The sequence below is a fragment of the Terriglobus albidus genome (genome assembly GCF_025685425.1).
In the GTDB taxonomy this organism is placed as follows: Bacteria; Acidobacteriota; Terriglobia; order Terriglobales; family Acidobacteriaceae; genus Terriglobus; species Terriglobus albidus.
This window is the reverse complement of record NZ_JAGTAS010000051.1, coordinates 135,320-154,893: the sequence shown is the minus strand read 5'-3', so window position 1 is coordinate 154,893 and position 19,574 is coordinate 135,320. Positions and strand designations below refer to the sequence as shown.

Here is a 19,574-nt window from a genome sequence, read left to right as displayed (position 1 = left end):
AGGCGAAGGACCCGCTTCTTCCGCTGCACGCAGTGCAGCCAATTCGCACCAAAGGTGCGAATGCCGTGCTTAAGGGGACGGCTTTCAGCCGTCCCACACCAACGGCCAGTAAAAAGGGGGCTTTCAGCCCCTGAGGGCGTACCGTCTCACTCGGTCGCCAAACGCTCCGTGCGTGGACACGTTGGACTACCCCGCTGCAGTTGCAGCGCCTTTCCTACAAGCAGTCCGGAAAAGCCGTTTCGGGAATGTACATGGCTTTCCCATGGTCTTTGAGATGCTTCGGATCGAGAGGTTCAGTCTTTTCGTTTATCTCCTTCGCCTCCTGACACGTATGTGCTTCAAGGCGAAATCTCGTGTAGTACAGGAATGACTGCGTATAGGCCCCGACGAAATAGTGTTTGCCCGCAACGAGATCCAGTTTCAGGTGGCCTCCCGTCTGAGGGGTAGGCAGCAACCACGAATTTGCAGAGAAGGTGTGCGGGCCTGCATCAACACGAAATGTGACGAAATGATCGAAGGTCAGCATTGCAAGCTGGCCATCTTTGTCCATGATTCTGCCGAGGAACTCTCCGTGCTTATATCCGGGTAAGGCAGATTTCAGAAAATGTCCGCTGGAGAAGAAGGTCACCAGCGCCTGGTCGGGAGATTTAGGAGGCGCCGAGGCATCTTCCCCCTTCGATTGGCCTTGAGGTGGAGAGGCGGTTTGTGCGAAGGATGGTTGGGCAGACAGTACAAGGCAAAGAGTCAATAAATGAAGCAGAATTGGTTTCAATCTATGTCCTGGCAGGGAGCTACGATCCTGGTGAGGTCTCGAGCAAAGCTTCTTCCTGTCGTGCTCCCATCGACGAAAGCATACCTTTTGAACATAGAAAATGCGGAGAGGAAATGAAGACAAAGACACTCACGATTGCAGCCGTCGCCATGCTCGCCGGAATGCTGGCCTTAAGCTCACCTTCCCAGGCCACTGAGATGCATCCGGAACGCCTTGTAAGGCTCGCGGAACTGGAGATCGATGCGGCACAGCTAACCGCCTATCGAGCAGCCCTCCGCGAAGAGATTGAAACATCCGTCCGCGTCGAGCCAGGCGTCCTCGCCCTATATGCCGTTGCGGTAAAGGACCACCCCAACCAGATCAGGCTGTTCGAGATGTACGCGAACCAGGCGGCATACCAGGCGCATCTGCAATCGATGCATTTCAAGAAGTACAAAGGCGCGACCGCAGAAATGGTGAAGTCTCTACGGCTCATCGAGACGGAGCCCTTGCTGCTCAAGTCGAAGTGATGGGCATCGCAACAGCTTTTGCCCATGCACTGGGTTCCCTATGTCCGGGGTGGTCACGTGTAAGCCTGAGTGGGATATTCGAGCGAAGCTCGAACTGGGTGGGAGCCGAGGGCTTTCAGCCCTCGGTTACTGGCCTAAGTAGGAATGGGCTTTTAGCCCTGGGCTTTCTTGAATAACAAAGAAGGCGCAGGGCCTTCAGCCCTTTAACATCTTGTGGGCAACAAACATGGGAGTTGCCCCTAGGCTGGTATAGAACGCGCCTTCAGCGCTTATATATTGCCCGGTGCCCCACCGTCGGGGTCCTCGACGAACTTGTTCGTTGGGGTGAACGCTCGCAACGCTAGGGCAGGCTGCTTGGGGGGCGCCGCTTGATATCGACGCAGTGGCGCGCAAGGATTTTGCCTCCCAAATCACCCCTGACTTTCTATGAAGACCGAAACTAAAAATCATATGATCCGCAAAGCATAGGAGAATTAGCTATCAACGCCTCTGATCTCCCCAACCTGATACTCTGATCCTCGAAAAGAGGCTTTCACGTATGAAGACACGTTCGTCACGCCGTTCGTTCCTCGGTTCCGCGTCTGCGGCCGCGCTTGGGTTGGGTGCTGCTGCCCTGTCGTCGAAGGAGGCCTCTGCGCAGGCTGCTCCTTCCGGTCCTCCGGTTGCCTTCCAGCCGATCACCGCCGAGAAGCTTGCCGAGCTGCTGCAGGCCGTCCATCAGAAGCCGGGCAACAAGGACCTGGTCGATGGCAAGGGAACTGCCGTGACCATGGTGCTGACCAACGAGGTCGCGAAGGCCGCTCCCGAGTTCGAGTATCACCAGACCCGTGACCATGTCTTCCAGATTCTCGACGGCGAGGCGACTTACTATGTCGGCGGAACCCCGAAGAATCCGCGTCAGACCAAGCCGGGCGAGTTCCTCTGCCCCGACTCCGAAGGAGCAACCGCCGTCACGCTCAAGAAGGGCGACTACTTCTTCATCCCCCGCATGACCCCGCACAAGCGCGTCACCAAGACCAGCGTCAGCTTTGTGCTCATCAGCGCGACCAGCGCCTAGTTAAAAGGTCATGTAGCCCAAGTCGCATAAGAGCACGTCATAAAGAGATGTTCCGTGCACGGCAGAAAATTCTGCATACTGAGAGCGGGCCTGTCCCAAGCCGGCGGGCCCGCTACTTCGAAAGTGTTCCTGGTCTAACGAGTGTCCGAATCGACAAAAGGTCGTGGTCGCAAGCCGGCGCCGGCAAAGCCGTCCGTCACGGGAAAACGCATCAGCCTCAAGGAGCTTGCCGCCTACCTGAAGGTCGACCCCTCGACCGTCTCCGTGGTGCTGAACGACGTCCCCGGCCGCTCGATCTCGCAGGCCACCCGCCAGCGCATCAAGGATGCCGCCAAAGAGTTCAACTACAGCCCCAGCCTTCTGGCGCGCTCTCTCCGCCAGCAGGACACCCGCACTGTCGGCATCCTGCTGCCTCTCGTCGGCGAGGAATACCACGCCCAGGTGCTGAGCGGTGTCGCCAGTGAGTTGGAGCGCAACCAGTACTCCTACCTGATCGCACAGCATCGCCACAGTGAAGAGAAGACCGAAGCCTACATCGAGATGCTGATCTCGCGCGGCGTTCAGGGCTTCATCTCGATCGACACACGTCTGACCCGGTCGCTGCAGGTGCCTTGTGTCGCCGTCGCCGGCCATGCGCACATTCCCGGCATTACCAACGTGATGCTGAACCACGAGCACGCCGCCGAGCTGACCATGCGCCACCTCCGCGACCTCGGCCATAAGCGCATCGCCTTCATCCGCGGACAGGCCTTCAGCTCCGACTCCGAAAGCCGCTGGACGGCCATGTCCGAAGCCGCAAAGCACTTCAAGATCTCCATTCCCGAAGGGCTGGTGATGCAGCTCGACCGGGATATCACCTCGCCGGAGCTGGGCTACACCGTGGTGCAGAAGCTGATGAAGCAGTCGCGCGACTTCACCGCGATCGTCTGCTTCAACGACATCGCGGCCCTGGGCGCCATCCGTGCCGTCGGTGACGCCGGTCTGCGCGTTCCAGAGGACGTCTCGATCATCGGCTTCGATGACATCCGCGTCTCGGTCTTCGCCCGGCCATCGATCACCACCATCCGCCAGCCGCTGCAGGAGATGGGTGAAACCGCCGCCAAGGTCCTGCTTAATCGTCTCAAAGGAGAGCGGGACGGCGACGACATTGCCGTTGAGCCCGAGCTGATCATCCGCGAGTCCACCGGCCGGGCGCCGTACCGGTATCCGGTTGGGCGCGCCTCTGCAAAATAGAGCTTGACAGTATTATTTGCCAAAGCCTCTAATGACTGCCGGCAGACCTGCGTCTCTATCAAACAATCGATTGTCTTCACGAGTGGAGAAATACGCCTTTTCAAAACAATCGATTGTTCATGGCGCACCGGGCTGCTCATTTGGAGGCACGATATGACAATCTCTCGCAGGCAGCTTGCTGCAGCGGGCGTTCTTTTACTTTCTCTGGCGACGTACTCGGCAGAGGCTCAGAATGCGAATGCAGGCGATATCCGCGGCGTAGTCACTGATCCGACAGGAGCCGTGATCGCCGGAGCAACCGTCACTGTTCTCGATAAGGACAAGGGCGTCACCACTACCTACACCACGGACGCATCCGGCCTGTACGACACCGGCCCGATCGTTACCGACAACTACCAGATCACCGTCGCCAAAGAAGGCTTCTCCAGCTACGTCCGCTCGCAGATCACATTGCAGGTCGGCGTCATCACGGTGAACGCGCAACTGAAGGTAGGCACCACCGAGACCTCGGTCGTTGTGGCCGAAGATGTTCCGCTGATCCAGACTGAGAGCGGCGAGCAGTCCACCACGCTCGAGAGCAAGGTTCTGTCGAAGCTGCCGAACCCCACGCCGGACTGGCAGAACTTCATCAAGCTAATTCCGGGCGCGACCGCGACCTCGACCTCCGGAACCACCAACACCGGCCAGGCCTACTCCGTAAATGGCAACCTGCCCTATAACGCTGTGCTGGCAGACGGCGCCTCGTCCGCCCTGTCGCACTCCGGCAATGCCGACGTGTCGACCTTCGAGACGGTGCAGGAGGTGCAGGTCAATACCTCGGCCTTCTCCGCGCAGTTCGGTACCGGCGGTGTGATCATGAACCAGATCAGCAAGGGCGGGACCTCTACCTTCCACGGAGCGCTCTACGAGTACTTCCAGAACGATGCTCTGAATGCGCGCAGCTTCTACCAGACCTCGAAGCCCTATCGCCGTTACCACGACTTCGGCGGATCGATCGGCGGACCGGTATGGCTGCCGCAGTCGCTGGGTGGAAAGAACCGCCTGTTCTTCTACTTCAACTACGACCGCACCATCAGCCTGAGCGCGAGCACCGGCTACCAGACTGTACCCACCGATGCGATGCGTCGCGGCGACTTCTCCGGCATGGCTCCGGTCTATGATCCTTCGACCACCTCGCAGGTGACGGTCGGCGGAAAGACCTACATCAAGCGCACCCAGTTCGCGAACAACCAGGTACCGATCTCTCCGACCGCCGCGAAGGTGCTGGCGCTGTACCCGAAGGCGAACTACAACGGTCCGAACTCGTCCACCAGCCCGACGACCGGCGTTACGGCGAACAACTACTACTACAACCTCCGCTCCAGCAATCCTTACAGCCGCTTCTTCGGCCGCTTCGACTACGACATCTCGCCGTCGAACCGTCTGACCGGATCGGTCACCGAGCGTGACAACCCGGCACGTTACGTCAACGGTCTGGGATGCCCGCTGGTTTGTATGACCGGTGATGTCAGCAGCTACAACTCGCAGATCACCGATGTGTGGAACATCAGCTCGCGCACCATCAACGAAGCGCGTCTGGGCTACACCAACCAGCTCAACTTCTTTATCCCGGACACACAGGGCACCGGCCTTGGACCGTCACTCGGTCTCCCGTACCTGAAGTTCGACATCATTCCGACCTTCAACGTCTCGTCCTACTCGGGCATCAACCAGCCGCTCTCGCCCTTCACCTACAAGGAGCACAACTACGATCCTTCGGACGTGGTGACGATGATCCGCGGCAAGCACATCCTCCACGTCGGCGGCGAGTACATGATCTTCCAGGACAACTCGACCGCATACGGCAACATCAACGGATCGACCCTCGGCTTCACCGGCGTGTATACGCAGTGCACCTACTGCCAGACGGCGGCAGGCGGCAATCAGGCCTCCACGGGCAATGCCTGGGCCGATCTCTACACCGAGCAGATCAACAGCTGGTCAGCACAGGTCACGCCTGAGTTTGCCGGACGCCAGAAGGCTCCGCAGATGTTCATCCAGGACGACTGGAAGCTGACGCCGAACCTTACCGTCAACCTCGGCCTGCGCTACCAGATCATGGAAGGCTGGTCTGACACCAAGGGCAACCAGCGTACCTTCGATCCCAACGTGACCAACAGTGTCACCAACACGCTGGGCGGCATGTGGTACGCGAGCACCAAGGCAAACGGACGCTCGCAGTTGCAGAACAACGTCTATGACACCGTTCTTCCGCGCGTCGGCTTTGCCTGGCAGTACCAGCCGGGCTTTGTGATCCGCGGCGGCTACGGTCTGTATGCCTACCTCTGGAGCCTGGATACCTACGGTAGCGACGAGGGCTCGGCCTTCGGCTTCAAGGGATCGCTGTCGGATACCAGCAACGGCCAGACCGCGGTCGGTAAGCTGTCAGCCGCGAATCCGCAGTTCCCGTACATCGGACCGACGACCGACTCAGGCGCGTACAACGGACAGGGTGTCAACTTCACCAACCAGCATACGCCGGTGACCAAGATCCACCAGTACAACATCACCGTCGAGAAGCAGATCGGCAGCGACATGAAGGCGAGCCTCGCATATGTAGGCAGCCGCTCAGTCAACCTGACCTTCAGCCGCGATATCAATCAGGTGCCCGTAGACAAGCTGGCCGTCAACGATCAGCAGTTCCGCCCGTTCCCGCAGTTCACCACCATCAACGGCAGCACCTTCAACTCCGATGCCAACTACAACTCGCTGCAGGCTACGCTTCAGAAGCGTCTGACCCACAGCCTGTCCTTCGATGCCAGCTATGTGTGGTCGAAGTTCCTCAACGAGTTTGACTCATCCGCGTGGGGCAGCCGCAACGGCACCACCACCTACCAGAACTCGTACGACGTGGGAGCCAACTACGGTCCGTCGAACTTCGATGTTCGCAACGCCTTCAAGGGAGACGTGATCTATGTGCTTCCCTTCGGCAAGGGACAGCGCTTCCTGAACAACAACTACGTGGTTGATCAGGCCCTCGGTGGATGGCAGCTTTCTACCACCTACGTGCTGCAGTCGGGTAACCCGATGACCGTCACCATTCCATCAACGCTGGCGCAGACCTATGCCGGTTCGGGCAACATGTATCCGAACTGGGCCGGCAATCCCACGCTCAGCGATCGCACCCGCGATCACTGGTTCAACACCACCTACATCAGCCAGAGCGGCCAGAAGGTAGGCCCTGACACCAACGCGGCATACATCATCCCTGCGAACGGAACCTTCGGCAACTTCCATCGCAACAACGTCTACGGCCCCGGCATGGTGAGCTTCAACACCTCGCTCGGCAAGACCTTCAACCTCTACAAGGAGCAGTACAAGTTTGAGCTGCGCGCCGACGCAACCAACGTACTGAACCACCCGGTCTTCGCGAATCCGAACACTTCCATCACCAACGGAAACTTCGGAAAGATCACCTCAACCAACCTGTTCGTCGGCGGGCGAGCAATCCAGCTCATGGGTCGCTTCTCGTTCTAGTCTCCTGGCCTGAGAGGCGGGTGCAACTACCCGCCTCTTATTTTTAGATCTCTGTTTTTGTTACGAATTCAGGGCGCTCCGAACCCACCCTAGCGTTGCGAACGTTCACCCCGACGAACTTGTTCGTTGGGGTGATATCGCGATGGGTGGGATATTCACGATCTCGTCTGCTGGAACGCTAAAAGGTTTGGTTCTAACGAATCTTGTTTGCTGATCGATTAGCGACGGCTTGGCAAGAATAAGCGCTGAAGGCGCGCTCCATACCAGCCTGGGGCAACGCCCCAGGTAGACAGTCCCAAAGAATTAAAGGGCTGAAGGCCCGCTCCATAATCCGGCACTCTGGTTCTGAAAAACAAACGATATGCGATTCAAAATCACGCAAAAGCTACTGATCCTCACCCTCTCGCTGAGCGCCGCAACCATCAATGCCCAAAAGCCCGCACAGATGTGGCTCACGACGAGCGATGGCGCCACCCTCCTGCATCGTGAGGCCGACCTGAAATGGACCAGGACCCCCGCCACCGGCGCCACAATTTCCATCGATGACTCAAAACATTTCCAAACCATCGACGGCTTCGGCCACGCCCTCACCGGCGGCTCCGCACAGCTTCTCATGAAGATGACACCCGGGGCCCGCAGCACTTTGCTGCATGAGCTCTTCGGCAAGCGTGACGGCCAGATCGGCATGTCCTATCTCCGCGTCTCCGTCGGAGCCTCCGATATGAACGCCTACGTCTACACCTACGACGATATGCCCGCCGGTGAGACCGATCCAGAGCTGAAGCACTTCACGCTCGCCGAGGATGAGAAGGACGTCATCCCTGTCCTGAAAGAAATCCTGGCGATCAATCCGAAGATCAGGATCCTTGCCTCTCCCTGGACCGCGCCCTCCTGGATGAAGACCAACGAAAACGTCAAAGGCGGAGCCCTCAAGAAGGAGTACTACCCCGTCTACGCGCAGTACTGGGTGAAGTATCTCCAGGGCATGAAGGCGCACGGCATCACCATCGATGCGCTCACCGTGCAGAACGAGCCGGAGAACCCGAAGAACACACCCAGCCTGGTGATGACCGCTGACGAAGAGGCTGAGTTTATCGGTCAGCACCTGGGACCAGCGCTACACGCCGCCGGTCTGCAGACCAGGATCATCGCCTTCGATCACAACTGCGACCATCCCAACTATCCGGAGACCGTGCTGAAGGATCCAAAGTCCGGGCCCGTAACCGACGGCTCCGGCTTCCATCTCTACCTCGGCGACATCAGCGCCATGACTCAGGTACACGATGCCTTTCCACAGAAGAACATCTACTTCACCGAGCAGATGGTCGTCGCCTACAAGGCAAAAGAACCAATGCCGATCGCTCGTCCCTTCGCGCGCGTCGTGATCGGGGCGCTGAATAACTGGAGCCGCAATGTGCTGCTCTGGAACCTCGCGGCCGATCCGCAGAACGGGCCGCACACCAACAACGGAGGCTGCCCGATGTGCTCTGGCTCGCTGACGCTGGATGGTGACAAGGTCACGCGCCTGGTGGCGCATTACACCGCGGCACACGCCTCGAAGTTTGTGCCGCCGGGCTCAGTTCGTATCGGATCGTCGTGTGAAAGAAGCTGCCCTGCTGAAGTGGCACTGCGCACGCCCAAGGGAAAGTATGTTCTGCTGGTCAGCAACCCGGATGCGGAGGCGCGTGAGTTCAGCGTACGTTTCCATGGAAAGACCTTCCATACCTCGCTGGCCGCCGGCGCCATCACAACCTACGTCTGGTAAGAGAGGTTCTAGCTTGGTGAATCTGAAGTGCTTAGAAAAAATCTTGTCATCCTGAACAAACGGGGTCCCCAACGAACTTTGTTCGCTGGCTCTAGTGAAGGACCTGCGAAGAATAAGCGCTGAAGGCGCGCTCTATACCAGCCTGGGGCAACGCCCCAGGTATGCGGTAGATAGGAGCTCCAAGGGCTGAAGGCCCGCACTATAGTGCGGTAATCAAATGGTGTTCCAGAAGTTGCTCTCGTACACGTTGTCATCCTGAACGAACGGGTCCCCAGCCAGCTTGCTGGTTGGGGTGGTGAAGTGAAGGACCTGCTTTTCAACGCTTCGGATGGCAAAAAGCTCTAAATGATTTATGTCACGAACTAATTAACTCAGGACACTTCCAATGCTGACACGGAGAGAGTTTGTTCAACAGGCCACACTGGCTATCGGCGGCCTGTGCTATGCGGCTGCACAAGAGAAAGCGGAGGTCGTCGTCAAGACTCCCTCAGGCCCACTGCGCGGAGTGCAGACCGAGGGAGTACGCGTCTTCCGCGGCGTTCCCTTCGCGCAGCCCCCGGTTGGCGATCTCCGCTTCCGTGCGCCGCAGCCGATCACTCCCTGGAAGCAGGTACGCAATGCGACGGAGTTTGCTCCCGCTGCGTACCAGCAGGATAAAACTCATCGCCTGAGCGAAGACTGCCTGTATCTCAACATCTGGGCTCCGCAGGGTGCAGGTCCGTTTCCTGTTTATGTGTGGATTCACGGCGGCGGATTCACCGGCGGCCGCTCCTTCGATCCCATGTTCGACGGAACCGGCTTCGCGAAGAACGGCATCATCGTCGTCACCGTCGCATATCGTCTCGGTGTCTTTGGCTTCCTCGATATGGAGCCGCTGTTGGGCAACAGCTATCGCGGCTCGGCCAACAATGCGGTACGGGACCTCATCGCCTCACTCACCTGGGTCAAGCAGAACATAGGCGCATTCGGCGGCGATCCGAACAAGGTCACGATCGGCGGCGAATCGGCAGGTGCGAAGCTGACCTGCCTGCTCATGGGCGTGCCCTCAGCAACCGGCCTCTTCCATCAGATGATCTCTGAGAGCGGTGGAGCGGAACGCATCTGGCCCAGGGATCGCGCCAACCAGATCGCCGATGAGTTCGGAGCAGCATGGAAAGCCGTCGGCAACGGCGTCCCGCTCACCAAGGCTGCACCCGGTGAGTTGATCCTCGCTCAAGAGCGCATGATCCGCACCTCGCCCGTACACTTCCCGCTGCGGGTGGAAATCGACGGCGATCTCATCCCGCAAACACCCCTTGCCACCATTCGCGGAGGCTCGACACGCGGCAAGCGCCTGTTGATCGGCACCAACCTCGATGAGAGCGCCTCGTTCATCGGCACACATCCGGCAAAGGATGCCGACAGCCAGGACCTCGGCAATCTGACGGTGGAGAAGTTCCATCCCATCGACGAGGCCTATAAGAAGCTCTATCCCAACCTCTCACCGGAGATGCGCCGCATCCGCAGCGTCACCGCCGAGGAGTACTGGGTGCCCACCATGCGCGTTGCTGAAGCACACTCCAGCGGCGGCAACCGGACGTACTTATACCGCCTCGACTTCCCCGGGGAAGGACACTTCGCGGGGCTGGCCTTCCACTCCTACGACCTGCGCTTTGCCTGGAATCATCTCGGGCCGGAAGCAGCGGCCAACGCAAAAGATCTCGCTCACACTATGAACGCGGCGTGGACTGCCTTCCTGAAGGGCGAAGCCATGGCTGCACCGGGTACGCCCGCATGGCCAACTTTCGATAGCGACAAACAGAGAACCATGATCTTCGACGTGCCCAGCCATGTCGCGCAGCGTCCGCAGGCCGAAGAGCTGGCCCTGTGGAACGGCCTGCTCACGCAGTGAACCTTAACCCTCAAGACTTGGATACGAAAAGAAAGTGAGCTCATGCTGAACCGTCTTCCCCATCGCCTTCCCCGCGCCGTCGCCGGTGCTCTTCTGTTCTCCCTTGCGGCCTGTCTGCCTGGACAAACCGCAAAGGACGACGCGATCCAGAAGAAAGTGGATGCGCTACTCAGGCAGATGACGCTGGGAGAAAAGGTTGAGCAGATGGAGCAGGCCGCCGGCCAGCCCATGTACACGCCCAAGGAGAAGGCCGATGCCCTGGCAAAGAACGGCATCGGCAGCTTCCTCTTCTTCACCGATCCCGAACGCATCAACGCTCTGCAGCACATCGCGATGACGGAATCGCGGCTGCATATCCCCATCCTCTTCGGCTATGACGTCATTCACGGCTTCCGCACCATCATGCCGGTGCCGCTGGCGATGGCCTCCTCGTGGGATCCCGCGCTGGTCGAGCGCACGCAGTCCATGGCCGCGCGTGAGGCGCGTGCCGCCGGTGTCCACTGGGCCTTCGCTCCCATGGTTGACATCGCCCGCGATGCTCGCTGGGGACGCATCATGGAGGGCGCAGGCGAAGACCCCTACCTCGGCGAGCAGATGGCCGCGGCGCAGGTGCGCGGCTTCCAGGGCAAGTACGCCGGTGCTCCCGATCACATTCTGGTCTCGGTAAAACACTTCGCTGGCTATGGAGCAGCTGAGGGCGGCCGCGACTACGACAGCACCAACATCTCTGACGAGCAGTTGCAGAACGTCTACCTGCGTCCCTACAAGGCAGGCGTCGATGCAGGCGCGGCGACTATGATGTCCGCCTATCAGAATCTCAACGGCGTTCCCGCAACCGGCAACCGGTGGCTGCTGACCGATGTGCTGCGGCATGAGTGGGGATTCAAAGGCTTCGTCGTCAGCGACTGGGAGTCGGTCGGCAGCATGAAGACTCACGGCTTCGCCAGGGATGAGGAAGACGCCGCGATCCGCGCAGTGCAGGCCGGCGTGAACATGGAGATGACCGGTGAAACCTACCGCAAGTGGATTCCCGCAGCGGTAAAGTCGGGAAAAATTCCCGAGTCCGAAATCGATGCGCTGGTCCGCCCGATCCTCGCGATTAAGTACCGCATGGGCCTCTTCGAGAATCCCTATGTCGATCTGAAGAAGTTTCAGCAGGAGACGCTTTCGATCGAAGAGCGCACCGCATCGCGCACCGCGGCCGAGCAGACCGCGGTGCTTCTCAAGAACGAGAACCATCTCTTACCGCTGAATACAAATCTGAAAAGCCTGGCCGTCATCGGCCCCCTGGCCGATAGCAAGCTCGACACCATGGGCTCGTGGGCCATCCACGGCGATCGGCGCGATACCGTCACGCTGGTCGAAGGCCTCCGCGACTCTCTGCCGCAGACGAAGATCGATGCTGCCGTGGGCGTTGAGATCGAGCGCGGCTCCGCCACCATCTTCGACGAACAGGTTATTCCGGAGAAGCCGACGCTCACCGCCGGTGCGGCCAAAGCCGAAGCCTTCGCACACGCAGTGGAGCTCGCCCGCAATGCTGAAGCGACAGTACTGGTATTAGGCGAAGCGCAGACCATGAGCGGCGAGGCCGCATCGCGTGCGCGGCTCAATCTTCCCGGCGAGCAGGAGAGGTTGTTAGAGGCAGTCGTAGCCCTGGGCAAGCCCGTCGTTCTGGTACTGATGACCGGCCGCCCGCTCGACATCACCTGGGCGCAACAGCACGTGCCCGCAATTCTGAACATCTGGTATCCCGGCACCGAAGGCGGCCACGCCGCAGCCAATCTGTTGCTCGGCAAGGTGAACCCCAGCGGACACCTGCCCGTAACCTGGCCGCGCGAAGCCGGACAGGAGCCGCTCTACTACTACCAGTCGCTTCCCCAAAACCCTGACAACACAGAGCACCGCTACTGGGATGCTTCCAGTGCTCCTCTCTATCCCTTCGGCTACGGTCTCAGCTACGCTGACATCCGCATGAAGGGCATGACGCTCGACGCCGACTCGGTCAGCACCGACGGAACTGTTTGCGTTCGCGCAATTGTAGAGAACACCTCGAAGGTTGCGGGTGCACAAGTAGTGCAGGTATACACCCATAAGCGCGCCGGCAGCGCCGCGCGTCCGGCGCGTGAGCTGAAGGCCTTCCAAAAAGTATGGCTGGCTCCGGGCGAGACCAAGACCGTCGCTCTGGAGATTCCGGCAAAGGAGCTCTCCTATTGGAGTCCGGTTGCAAAGAAGGTCGTACTCGAACCCGGTGAGTTCGATCTCTGGGCAGGCTTCGACGCCACCGCGACGGAGCACAAGAGCTTCCACCTAACAGCAGGCAAGTAAGGACGAGTTACAGATGAAGATGCGAGTAGTTGCAGGTGCAGTACTGGGTTTTGTCTCTGCCGTAGCAGTAGCGCAGCAGAAGTCTCCCGACTTTGGTCCAAACGTAAAGCTCTTCACTCCGTCGATGAGCCATGACGAGATGCAGCAGGCCATCGACAAGGTCTACGCTGAGCAGCAGCACGCCGAGTTCGGCAGCTCGCGCTACGCCTTCCTGCTGATGCCGGGCAAGTACAACCTCGATATTCCCGTGGGCTTCTACACTCAGGTCCTCGGCCTGGGAGCGAACCCTGACGATGTCCGTGTCACCGGTGATGTGCATGCCGACGCAGCATCCAAAAACAACAACGCTACCACCACCTTCTGGCGGGGCGTCGAGGGCTTCTCGGTAGTGCCCGCCGGAGGCACGATGCAGTGGGCGGTCTCGCAGGCCATCGCGGCGCGGCGCATGCATGTGCTGGGCAACATGGTGCTGCACCAGAAACGCGGCTGGGCCAGCGGCGGCTGGCTCTCAGACTCACTGGTCGATGGCACGGTCGACTCCGGCACACAGCAGCAATGGATCTCGCGCAACACCGAGTGGAACCAGTGGACCGGCGCAAACTGGAACATGGTCTTCGTCGGCGCAGAACACGCACCCGAAGGCGAGTGGCCCAAGCCTCCGTTCACCAACGTCGCCACCGTGCCCATCGTCCGCGAAAAGCCCTTCCTGCAGGTCGATGGCAAGGGCAACTTCAGCGTGCGTGTGCCGAACATCCGAGAGAACTCCTCCGGCATCACCTGGAAGCAGGGCTCAACCGCAGGGCGCACAGTACCTCTCTCGCACTTCTACATCGCTCGTCCTGACCGCGATACTGATGTCACCATCAATGCCGCGCTCGACAAGGGCAAAGACCTGCTGCTGCTCCCCGGCAACTACGATCTCAACGCACCCATTCACATCCGTAAAGCCAACACCATCGTGCTCGGCCTGGGCTTCGCCACACTGCGTCCGGTACACGGAACGGAAGCGATTACGGTGGCCGATGTCGATGGCGTTACGGTCTCCGGCCTGTTGTTCGATGCGGGCACGGTCGCTTCTCCTTCGCTGCTGCATGTAGGGACGCAAGGCAGCAAGCTGCGCCATAAGACCAACCCCATCTCACTGCACGATGTCTTCTTCCGCGTAGGCGGAGCCGGCGAAGGCCGCACCGACGCGAACCTTGTGATCGACAGCAACGACACCATCGTCGACCACACCTGGATCTGGCGCGCCGACCACGGCCACAACGTCGGCTGGGACAAGAACCAGAGCAACTACGGCCTGGTCGTGCACGGCAACGACGTTACCATCTACGGCCTCTTCGTCGAGCATCACCAGAAGTACCAGGTGCTCTGGGCAGGCGAGCGCGGCCGCACCTACTTCTACCAATCCGAGATTCCCTACGACCCTCCAACACAACAACAGTGGACCGATGAAAAAGGCGCCAAGGGCTGGGCCTCGTACAAGGTGGCGGACAACGTCCGCGAACACGAAGCCTGGGGCCTCGGCATCTACAGCGTCTTCCGCTATCCCGATGTGGTGCTGGACCGCGCCATCGAAGTCCCCGACACCCGGGGCGTAAAGTTCCACCACATGATCACGGTAGCGCTATTGGACAAAGGCGCCATCCTGAACGTCATCAACCAGACCGGCGGCAGCACCAGAACCAGCTCCGCAGGCCAACCACCCCGCATCGAACCCAAAGTCACGGACTATCCCACACAGTAGTGGAGTCGATATACCGAGTGCCCCAGGCCGGGGTTCCCAACGAACTCGTTCGTTGGGGTAAACAGGTCCCTCGGGGGACCTGGGATGTTCGCGCTCCGCGCGAACCGGGTGGGAGCCGTGGGCTTCAGCCCACGGTTTACCGGCCACATAAAGAAATGGGCTTTAGCCCTGGGCCTTTCTATCGATCCAAACAATGCCCAGGGCTAAAAGCCCAACTATCTACAAACCTCATACCAGCGGACTGAAGCCCGCTTCTCCCACCCAGTGCGCGCGTTCCGCGCGCAACAAGCCAACACATTACTTTGGTGATCGTCGTGTCTCGTTATGTCATGAAGCTCAAACGTGATCACGCCGATGGAGACAACAAGTAGTCACCTAATCACCTTCAGAGAAGCACATCCTTCTAAGTATCGACAGGATGTGCTTCTCTTTGTGCTCTAGACACTACTGGGTGCTGTCTTCCTTCTCCTGCTGAACATTCGTCGGTGTGTTCAAGCCATGTTCCGGATCATAGTTGTGCTTCGTCATCCAATCCTTGTATTGAACGCCTGGCACTTTGACTAACTTGCCCTTATTCACCGCGTAGACCTCATCCTTGACGCTGGTTTTGAAGTTGCAGGTGAAATACGCGTTCGTCTTAGCAAAGACAGGCACGAGCACGATCAGTTCCTGATTGGGCTTCTTCCATTTCGCGGGGTAGGTCTCAAATCCGGGATTTCCTTTAACGTTCTGTGAACAGTCAAAGGTGAACTCGACACCGTGCGGCAGGCCGTTTTCATAGAGGTTCGCGATACCCTCGCCCTTGGATTCCTGCTCTGTGGTGCCGTTGTAGAAGTGAACCTTTTGATGAGGATAGACGTGGACGCGGAGCGGATAGTCTGCCGGATTCTTGCTTTCAGCGAGGGCAGAAATTGAGGCGAAAAGGACGAGTGCGCAAAGCTTGCCAGAGATTCGCATAGTAGTTTTAGTTTTCGAATGAAAGCTACAGCACTGCTACGAGCCATAATCGCCGAATTCCTGCGCAATGGCAACGCCGCGTGTACCTCCTGCCAACTTTTGGATTCGCGCAAAGCGCGAATCTTTTTGTTTTGTCATTTCGTAGCGGAGCGGAGAAATCTGCTTCTCTACCAGAGATCGTCTGTTCTGATACGAAAAGCAGATCCCTACGGGATGACAAACAAAGATGCCAACGGTTCTGAGCGCTGAAGGCGCGCTCTATACCAGCCTGGGGCAACGCCCCAGGGTATCCGGCCCATTAGAAAACGAAGGGCTGAAGGCACGCTCCATAATTCCGCAGCCTACCCGTGTACAAAAACGATTCGCGCACCGCGCGAATCTCCCACCCATCGCGCCGCGATGGATGGGGCACCCGGTTCATGGGCTCACAAACCCCACCCAACCGCATACACTTCCACAGGTGACACTCCGCAACAAACTGTGGACCTATCTCGGCTTCTGGGCCACCGGCGTAAGCCTCATCATGCCCGGCGCCATGCTGCCCGCCATCACACACGCCTGGCATCTCACCGACCGCGGAGCAGGAGCCATGCTCTTCTGCGTCTACTTCGGCGCATCCCTGGGAGCGCTCTTAGTTCGCGGCACACTGCAACGTCTCATCGCCATCTATTCGTTGCTGCTATGCGCAGCAGCACTATGGGCATCGACAACAACCTGGCCCCAACTCCCCGCACTGATCTGGGGCATGGGGTTAGGTACGGTGATGACCTCTACCAGCATCCTCTTCAAACAACAACAAGCGTCCGCAGCCGCACTGGTTCGCCTGAACTTCGTATGGGCCATAGGAGCACTCCTGGCCCCCGCGTTAGTCACCCAGGCACTCCGCACCGGCAGCCCCCGCGGAGTGCTGCTAAGCTTCGCTGGATTCTGGGCACTCTACGGCGCAATCACCTGGCTGATGTCGCGCAGCAGCAAGACCCAAATCACCGCACCCCGCCTCGACGCCAACGCATCCATGCTGCAAGGCCTGCGCGGAGTCCCCACGGCACTCATCATCGCCACTATCCTCGCCCCAGGCATCGAAGCCGCCTGCTCCGGCTGGCTCTCCACCTACGCCGACCGCTACGCCATGCGCCTGGCCATCACGATCGCCGCCCCCTCATGCTTCTGGGCAGGCCTGCTGCTAAGCCGCGCCATGGCCTTCCTCCCCGGAGCAGACCGCTACCTCGAAACCCGCTGGCGCTGGCTACCACTCCTGGTCCTCGCCGGCACCGCAGGCCTGCTGCTCCCCCTGCAAAGCGCCTGGATGCTAACCTGCGCCTTCTTAGTAGGCTTCGGCCTGGGGCCACTGTATCCAGCACTCCTCTCAAAGGTCCTGGACCGCCGCCAAAACAACACCATCTTCTTCCTGGCAGGAGTAGCCTCCTCCGCCCTGCCATGGCTGACCGGCCAGGTCTCGGCCTTCAGTCACTCGCTGCGGTGGGGAATGGTGGTGCCGGTGTTGGGCGCAGGGACATTGTTTGTATTGGCGTTTGGCGTGGAAACGACTGACAGCAATGGGCAGGACTAATCGATTGCAGTGGAGTAGAAGCATGCGAACTAACGGAACCACACTTCATAAGGTTCTCTTCACCATTACTTCTTAGGCAGTCCGATTCTCAAGCAAGACATATTTGTGGCCGCGGCCTGAAGTAACGCGGCGAGCGAGATCAAAGAATACAAATACTTCTCCAGTCACTCTGAAGCTGCAAGACTGACTATCAGTGGAGGCTTTTGGCATGTTTTCCTTGAACCAGCCAAGGGTGAATTCTCCTGACCGGTGCAATTCTCGGTACGCAAGTTCCAACTCTGACTCGACGATTCGCTTTTCTGTGCGTCGGCCGCCGCTTTTGTTCGGAATCGAGTAAACGAGGGCATGCTCGCCGCGGGACCTCCGAATTCCTGCAAATCGATAGTCCGGCTCGAAGTTCTCACCTAAGGGAATATCCCGCACCAGTCCAAAGAAACTTACGTCTCCTGTCATCTCCGCCTCGCCAATCGGGCAAGTATACAGTTCCGTAGTGGCGCAGATTGCGACCCTTTGGTCAAAACAACCTCACCCACCCCAACTCAGTTCTGATGAGAATCCGGACAATTTTGCCTTTTTTGCAATCAGTTAGAGCGCGGAAGACGACGTCTCGAAACGCTTATTGCACCCATACTGCACCCACGTTGGCGTCATCCCGTATCCAGTACGCGGCATGACCGACACGTCAGCGACCTACCCGGCAGCCATAAAGTGATCCTGGCACTCAGGTCTAAACCGTAAATAGGATGCTTCTATTTATCTGTGGCACCATGCGCCAAGGAACTTGTAGCTTGCAGGGGATGCCTGTAGTACATAAACTACAGGTGCGCCTTATGGCGGCCCCGTTGAGAATACCAACGGTAGCCGCCAAGGCAACGGGAATAGGGTTGGCGCCCGACATCCCGTGTACGACGGAGAAGAGCATGCGCAACATGTCTCCCTCCAAAGCCAACCTTAGATTCGCGAGGGTATTAACCCTAGCTGAGGCTGGCAACCTGATTGTCAAAGAGGGTGTCTATATGACGCCCTCTTTGTTTTTGTGGATTAGCACTAAATCCTATGCAATTATCTCCCGTCTAGATTCACTCGGAAAGTTGTGCAAAAAGGGAGTAAAAGTCGAATTTGTGATCCTGCAGCTCAACAGACACCCTCTACTGGATATAAATGCCGAACGCCAGCGGAAAGTGCAAAAATTCCCTGTGGATGGCGGATCTATACGATTAGACGAGGGCCCAGTATCCCAAGGTTTTCATCTTTTGGAGATTGTCGGTCACGGAGACAGGCGTTACGGGTCATAAATGGGCACTTCTCTACGCTAGGCCGGAAGACAACGCTGGATGCTGTACCGTGCCTCATCCGGGCCCCATGATGACGTACATGGATACGGACACCGGGTGCGAAGAACAGCGCCAACGACGAAGCATGGCGTTGACCACTACCTAAAGAATCCTGGAAGATCAGTCGATCATCACATTGGAGCGCTTCATCGGTACACCTCAGTGCTTATCAGCAAGGCGAAGTAGGGATCAAGAAGGATTCCTTCACAGCCGTGGCTGCTCGGGCGATGATGATCACCGAACTTGCATCAAAGAAGTGAGAGGGCGCGCATCATGTTCAAGGAAGCAATCCGCCGTGTAATGTTCCGGTTCTTGCCGGAGTATGTACCCTGTGTCGAAGGGACATGGAAGTACCGCTTCATGATGTGGTTATATGGAGAAGAAAGCGTGGCATTCCGATCTGACGAATGGACGCCACGCCATTCTTGAGAACGACGCTTCGGCTGGGCTGCCAGCCTAGGCTTCTTTTCAACGCTCTCGTTTAGGAGCGCGCCACACCGTTGCTGATGTGGTACCGTTCCCGGTCGACTCGGCTACTTCTTCTTGCCGAGACGGATCGGGAAAGCCTTCAGGCCCTTATCCTTCGCGTAAATGCGAACACCGTTGACGGTGATCCACTTACGGAAGATAACGCCCGAGGACTTCTTTGCGGTCACTTTAGGTTGACCATCCATGGGGATGGGCGTCACACCGCTTCATAGAAGCAGCCTCCGACGATTAGGCATTTGCCCGAGTGCAGCCCGTAGGCTGGTCGGCGACCGTAGCAGCGTTCACCGACGTACATAATGGTAGGCCTGTCAAGGAGTTGGGTAAAGTGAAAATGAGACACTATATCTGGTGCATGCCTGTGGATTGCACAGTATTTTTGGCAATAGTATCGACTGGTTTATAGACTTTA

Annotated in this window: 12 protein-coding genes; 9 read left to right on the top strand and 3 right to left on the bottom strand. The window is 58.5% G+C overall.

What is annotated here, in order from left to right; translation table 11 throughout:
- Positions 1-214: 214 nt before the first annotated feature.
- A complete protein-coding gene (locus OHL21_RS11050; protein WP_263417327.1) occupies positions 215-772 on the bottom strand; it encodes a hypothetical protein in 558 nt (185 codons plus the stop codon).
- 113 nt (positions 773-885) lie between these two features.
- Between OHL21_RS11050 and OHL21_RS11045 the strand changes: the two genes are divergently transcribed.
- The 8 genes from OHL21_RS11045 (at position 886) to OHL21_RS11010 (ending at position 14,815) form a co-directional block, all read left to right on the top strand.
- Complete coding sequence (locus OHL21_RS11045) at positions 886-1,281, top strand: putative quinol monooxygenase (protein ID WP_263417326.1); 396 nt, start codon at positions 886-888, stop codon at positions 1,279-1,281.
- Between the two features lie 538 nt (positions 1,282-1,819).
- Entirely contained in the window at positions 1,820-2,338 is a 519-nt protein-coding gene (locus OHL21_RS11040) for a cupin domain-containing protein (RefSeq protein ID WP_263417325.1), read from the top strand.
- A 141-nt stretch (positions 2,339-2,479) separates the two neighbouring features.
- Positions 2,480-3,571: a LacI family DNA-binding transcriptional regulator gene (locus OHL21_RS11035; RefSeq protein ID WP_263417324.1), complete on the top strand. Its 1,092-nt coding sequence runs from the start codon at positions 2,480-2,482 to the stop codon at positions 3,569-3,571.
- A gap of 153 nt (positions 3,572-3,724) precedes the next feature.
- Positions 3,725-7,087, top strand: a complete 3,363-nt coding sequence (locus OHL21_RS11030; RefSeq protein WP_263417323.1) for a TonB-dependent receptor — start codon at positions 3,725-3,727, stop codon at positions 7,085-7,087.
- Positions 7,088-7,448: 361 nt separating this feature from the next.
- Positions 7,449-8,852: a glycoside hydrolase family 30 protein gene (locus OHL21_RS11025; protein ID WP_263417322.1), complete on the top strand. Its 1,404-nt coding sequence runs from the start codon at positions 7,449-7,451 to the stop codon at positions 8,850-8,852.
- A gap of 385 nt (positions 8,853-9,237) precedes the next feature.
- Positions 9,238-10,743 (top strand): carboxylesterase/lipase family protein, encoded by a 1,506-nt coding sequence (locus tag OHL21_RS11020; protein ID WP_263417321.1) that lies wholly within the window; start codon positions 9,238-9,240, stop codon positions 10,741-10,743.
- A 42-nt stretch (positions 10,744-10,785) separates the two neighbouring features.
- Positions 10,786-13,068, top strand: a complete 2,283-nt coding sequence (gene bglX, locus OHL21_RS11015) for a beta-glucosidase BglX (RefSeq protein WP_263417320.1) — start codon at positions 10,786-10,788, stop codon at positions 13,066-13,068.
- A 13-nt stretch (positions 13,069-13,081) separates the two neighbouring features.
- Positions 13,082-14,815, top strand: coding sequence for a coagulation factor 5/8 type domain-containing protein (locus OHL21_RS11010; protein WP_263417319.1), 1,734 nt, complete (start codon positions 13,082-13,084; stop codon positions 14,813-14,815).
- A 444-nt stretch (positions 14,816-15,259) separates the two neighbouring features.
- Here OHL21_RS11010 and OHL21_RS11005 read toward each other — a convergent pair whose 3' ends face one another.
- Positions 15,260-15,772, bottom strand: a complete 513-nt coding sequence (locus tag OHL21_RS11005; protein ID WP_263417318.1) for a hypothetical protein — start codon at positions 15,770-15,772, stop codon at positions 15,260-15,262.
- A 226-nt stretch (positions 15,773-15,998) separates the two neighbouring features.
- On the opposite strand from OHL21_RS11005, the gene OHL21_RS11000 reads away from it, so the two are divergent.
- A complete protein-coding gene (locus OHL21_RS11000; RefSeq protein WP_263417317.1) occupies positions 15,999-17,342 on the top strand; it encodes an MFS transporter in 1,344 nt (447 codons plus the stop codon).
- A 1,867-nt stretch (positions 17,343-19,209) separates the two neighbouring features.
- Here the strand turns inward: OHL21_RS11000 and OHL21_RS10995 are convergent.
- A complete protein-coding gene (locus OHL21_RS10995; protein WP_263417316.1) occupies positions 19,210-19,365 on the bottom strand; it encodes a hypothetical protein in 156 nt (51 codons plus the stop codon).
- Between the last annotated feature and the right edge of the window lie 209 nt (positions 19,366-19,574).

Coding starts and splice junctions, on each gene's coding strand:
- bglX (WP_263417320.1), top strand. CDS start 10,786: ATGCTGAACCGTCTTCCCCATCGCCTTCCCCGCGCCGTCGCCGGTGCT.
- OHL21_RS11010 (WP_263417319.1), top strand. CDS start 13,082: ATGAAGATGCGAGTAGTTGCAGGTGCAGTACTGGGTTTTGTCTCTGCC.
- OHL21_RS11005 (WP_263417318.1), bottom strand. CDS start 15,772: ATGCGAATCTCTGGCAAGCTTTGCGCACTCGTCCTTTTCGCCTCAATT.
- OHL21_RS11030 (WP_263417323.1), top strand. CDS start 3,725: ATGACAATCTCTCGCAGGCAGCTTGCTGCAGCGGGCGTTCTTTTACTT.
- OHL21_RS11025 (WP_263417322.1), top strand. CDS start 7,449: ATGCGATTCAAAATCACGCAAAAGCTACTGATCCTCACCCTCTCGCTG.
- OHL21_RS11000 (WP_263417317.1), top strand. CDS start 15,999: ATGCCAACGGTTCTGAGCGCTGAAGGCGCGCTCTATACCAGCCTGGGG.
- OHL21_RS11040 (WP_263417325.1), top strand. CDS start 1,820: ATGAAGACACGTTCGTCACGCCGTTCGTTCCTCGGTTCCGCGTCTGCG.
- OHL21_RS11045 (WP_263417326.1), top strand. CDS start 886: ATGAAGACAAAGACACTCACGATTGCAGCCGTCGCCATGCTCGCCGGA.
- OHL21_RS11020 (WP_263417321.1), top strand. CDS start 9,238: ATGCTGACACGGAGAGAGTTTGTTCAACAGGCCACACTGGCTATCGGC.